2 protein-coding genes are annotated in these 4,518 nt (G+C 77.2%); both read left to right on the top strand.

Going from position 1 to position 4,518, the window contains the following annotated elements:
* On the top strand, window positions 1–2,519 hold a 2,519-nt coding region (locus IF43_RS0135190), incomplete at its 5' end, for an SDR family NAD(P)-dependent oxidoreductase (protein WP_158939676.1).
* Window positions 2,520–2,540: 21 nt separating this feature from the next.
* Window positions 2,541–4,518: type I polyketide synthase (locus IF43_RS0135185; protein ID WP_037891465.1), on the top strand; the 1,978-nt coding region annotated here is incomplete at its 3' end.

Genomic DNA, 4,518 nt, shown 5'->3' with positions numbered 1-4,518 from the left:
TGCTCCGCGCGGGCCGTGCCGAGGCCGATACCGTCGTCGGGGCGCTCGCCCGGGCGTACGTCCGGGGTGTGGCCGTCGACTGGGCGGCGTTCTACTCCGGCACCGGAGCCCGCCGCGTGGACCTGCCCACCTACCCCTTCCAGTCGCGGCGCCACTGGCCCGAGCAGGCCGCGGCGCCCGCGGCCGGAGCGACGCGGGACGGTTCCGCCGTGAGCGGGGCTGACGCCAGGTTCTGGGACGTCGTCGAGCGGGCCGACCTGGCCGCCCTCGCCGAGGAGTTCGACGTCGAGGGCGACCAGCCGCTCGCCGCCGCCCTGCCCGCGCTGTCCGCCTGGCGGCGCGGCCGGCAGACCCAGGCGCAGGCCGACTCGCTGCTCTACCGCGTCACCTGGCAGCCGTGGACCGGCGTCCGGTCCGCCACAGCCGCGTCCGCCACAGCCGCGTCCGCCACAGCCGCGTCCGCCACCGCGCCGGTCCCCGGCGGCACCTGGCTGGTCGCCGTGCCGGCCCCGCTGACCGATGACCCGTGGGTCCGTGCCCTGACCGGCCACCTGGGCGCTGCCGGCCTCCAGACCCGCACCCTCGCGCTCGACACCGCCGACACCGACCCCGGCGCCCTGCGGGCCCGGCTGGACGAGCGGCTGCGCGAGACCTCGGCTGCCGCTCCGGTCACCGGCGTCCTGTCGCTCCTCGCGCTCGACGAGCGGTCCCACCCCGGGCACCCGGGCGTGCCCGTCGGACTCGCCCTCAGCCACGTCCTCGCCGCCGTGCTCACCGACCCCGGCGCACCCTCGGTCCTGGCCGACGCGCCCCTGTGGTGCGTCACCCGCGACGCCGTCGCCGCCGCCCCCGGCGACCCGCTCGGCGGCGCCGTCCAGTCCCAGGTCTGGGGTCTGGGCCGGGTCGTCGCCCTGGAGCACCCCGCCCGCTGGGGCGGGCTCGTCGACCTGCCCGAGGCCCTGGACGAGAGGACCCCGTCCCGGCTCGCGGAGGTCCTCACCGGGCCCGGCGGCGAGGACCAGCTGGCGGTCCGACCCGCCGGCACCTTCGTACGCCGCCTGGTCCGCGCCACCCCCGCCGACACCGCCGCGCCCGCGCGGTGGACCCCGCGCGGCACGGTGCTCGTCACCGGCGGCACCGGCGCCCTCGGCCGGCACGTGGCCCGGCACCTCGCCGAGCGCGGCGCGGAACGGCTCGTCCTCGTCAGCCGCAGCGGCGCCGACGCACCCGGCGCGGCCGGGATCCGTACCGAACTCGAAGCCCTCGGCGCGGACGTGACCCTCGCGGCCTGCGACGTCGCCGACCGGGACGCCCTCGCGGCGCTCGTGGGGGACCTCGCGGCCGCCGGCACACCGGTCCGCGCCGTCGTCCACGCCGCGGGCGTCTCCCAGCCACCCGGCACCGGCACCGACCTCCCCGGCTTCGCCCGGGTCGTCACCGCCAAGACGGCCGGCGCCGTCCACCTCGACGCGTTGTTCGACGCGCCGGACTCGCTCGACGCGTTCGTGCTGTTCTCGTCCGTCGCCGGCACCTGGGGCAGCGGCGGCCAGGGCGCGTACGCGGCCGCGAACACGTTCCTCGACGCGCTCGCCGACCGCCGCGCTGCCCGCGGGCTCGCCGCCACGGCGATCGCCTGGGGACCCTGGGCCGACGGCGGCATGGCCGCCGAGGGCGAGGCGGAGGAGCAGCTCACCCGGCGCGGACTGCCGCCCGTCGCCCCGGCTGCGAACCTGCTGGCGCTGGAGCGCGCCGTGGCGGGCCCGTACCCGGCGGTGACCGCCGCGGACGTGGACTGGGCGACGTTCGCCCCGGTGTTCGCCGCGGCCCGGCCCCGGCCGCTGGTCGGCGACCTGCCCGAGGTACGGGCCGCGCTGCGCCAGGACCCCGCGGCCGACGGCGTCGAGGCGGTGCGCGACCCGTCCGCGGACCTGCTCGGCCGGCTCGCCGGCCTGTCCGGCGACGACCGGGAGGCCCTCCTCCTCGACCTCGTGCGCGAGCACGCGGCCGCCGCCCTCGGCCACCCGTCCGCCGAAGCCGTCGCCCCCGACCGGGCGTTCAAGGACCTCGGCTTCGACTCCCTGACCGCCGTCGACCTGCGCAACCGCCTCGGCGCCGCGTGCGGACTGCGGCTCCCGTCCAGCCTCGTCTTCGACCACCCCAGCCCGCAGGCCCTGACCCGGCACCTGCTGCGGACCCTCTCCCCGGCGGAGACCGCCGGGGGCGCGGCGACCGGCGCCTCCGGCGCCGACCCGGACACCGACCCGCAGGACGCCGAACTGCGGCGGACCCTGGCGGCCGTCCCGATCGGCCGCATCCGCGCCGCGGGACTCCTCGACACCCTCCTGCGGCTCGCCGCCCCCGACACCCCGGCCGCCGACGAGGCCGGCCCGGACCCCGCCGACCCGGTCGCGTCCATCGACGAGATGGACCTCCAGGACCTCCTGGACCTCGCCCTCGACGGCGGCGACCCCGACGCCGGCGACACCACTGGCGACACCACCAGCAACAGCAACTCCTGACGTGCCCGAAGTGCGGAGCAAATGATGACCACCCAGAACGAAAAAGTCGTTGAAGCGCTGCGGGCCTCCCTCAAGGAAACCGAGCGGCTGCGCCGCCGGAACCAGGAGCTCACCGACGCCTCCCGCGAACCCGTCGCGATCGTCGGCATGAGCTGCCGCCTGCCCGGAGGAATCGCCTCCCCCGAGGACCTGTGGACGCTCGTCGAGCGCGGCGGCGACGCCATCGCGGGCTTCCCCACCGACCGCGGCTGGGACGTCGAGTCGCTGTACGACCCCGACCCCGACCACCCCGGCACCACCTACGCCCGCGACGGCGGATTCCTTTACGGAGCACCCGAGTTCGACCCGGCGTTCTTCGGGATCTCCCCGCGCGAGGCCCTCGCCATGGACCCCCAGCAGCGCCTCCTGCTGGAGACCACGTGGGAGGTCTTCGAGCGGGCCGGCATCGACCCGGCGACCCTGCGCGGCAGCCGCGCCGGCGTCTTCGTAGGCGCTTCCGCCAACGCGTACGGCTCGGGCTCGGGCGACCTGCCCGACGGGGTGGAGGGCCACCTCCTCACCGGCACCGCCTCCAGCGTGGTCTCCGGACGCCTCGCCTACGTGTTCGGCCTGGAGGGCCCCGCCGCCACGGTCGACACGGCCTGCTCGTCCTCCTCGGTCGCCCTGCACATGGCCGTCCAGGCCCTGCGCCAGGGCGAGTGCTCCCTGGCCGTCGCGGCCGGCGTGACCGTCCTCGCCGGCCCCGACGTCTTCGTCGAGTTCAGCCGCCAGCGCGGGCTGTCGCCCGACGGCCGCTGCAAGTCCTTCGCCGAGGCGGCCGACGGCACCGGCTGGTCGGAGGGCGTCGGCGTCCTGCTCGTGGAGCGGCTGTCGGACGCCCGCCGCAACGGCCACCGCGTCCTGGCCCTGGTGCGCGGCTCCGCCGTCAACCAGGACGGCGCCTCCAACGGACTGACCGCCCCCAACGGGCCCGCCCAGCAGCGCGTCATCCGCCAGGCCCTGGAAAGCGCCCGCCTGGCCCCCGCCGACGTCGACGCGGTCGAGGCGCACGGCACCGGCACCACCCTCGGCGACCCCATCGAGGCCCAGGCCCTGCTCGCCACCTACGGACAGGACCGGCCCGCGGACCGGCCGCTGTGGCTGGGCTCCCTGAAGTCCAACATCGGGCACACGCAGAACACCGCCGGCATCGCCGGCATCATCAAGATGGTCATGGCGATGCGGCACGGGGTCCTGCCCCGGACCCTGCACGTCGACGCCCCCACCCCGCACGTCGACTGGACGGCCGGCGCCGTCTCCCTGCTCACCGAGCCGCGGCCGTGGCCGGAGACCGGACGCCCGTACCGGGCCGGCGTCTCCGCGTTCGGTGTCAGCGGCACCAACGTCCACACCATCATCGAGCAGGCGCCGGAGGCCGACCGCACCCCCGCACAGCCGGCCGGGGACACCGCGCCGCAGGCCCCGCGGGCCGTGCCGTGGCTGCTGTCCGCCAAGGGCCGGGACGCCCTGCGCGAGCAGGCCGCACGGCTCCTCGCCCACGCCCGCGAGCACGACGGCACCGCCCCGCTCGACGTCGCGTGGTCGCTTGCGGAGGGGCGCGCCCGGTTCGAGGACCGGGCAGCCGTCGTGGCCGCCGACCGCGAGGGCCTGCTGGCCGGCCTCGCCGCGCTGGCCGAGGGCGGCTCCGCGGCCGGCGTGGTGAACGGCTCGCCCGCCGGCGGGAAGGCCGCCTTCCTGTTCACCGGGCAGGGCAGCCAGCGCCCCGGCATGGGCCGCGAGCTGTACGCGACCCGGCCGGTGTTCGCCGCCGCGCTCGACGCGGTCTGCGAGCGGCTGGAACTGCCGCTGAAGGACGTTCTGTTCGGCACGGACGCGGGGCTCCTGGACCGTACCGAGTACACCCAGCCGGCCCTGTTCGCCGTCGAAGTCGCCCTGTTCCGGCTGCTGGAGAGCTGGGGGCTGCGGCCGGACTTCGTGGCCGGGCACTCGATCGGCGAGA

The organism is Streptomyces sp. NRRL S-87 (assembly GCF_000719335.1).
Lineage (GTDB): Bacteria > Actinomycetota > Actinomycetes > Streptomycetales > Streptomycetaceae > Streptomyces.
This window is presented reverse-complemented; position numbering and strand designations above follow the sequence as displayed.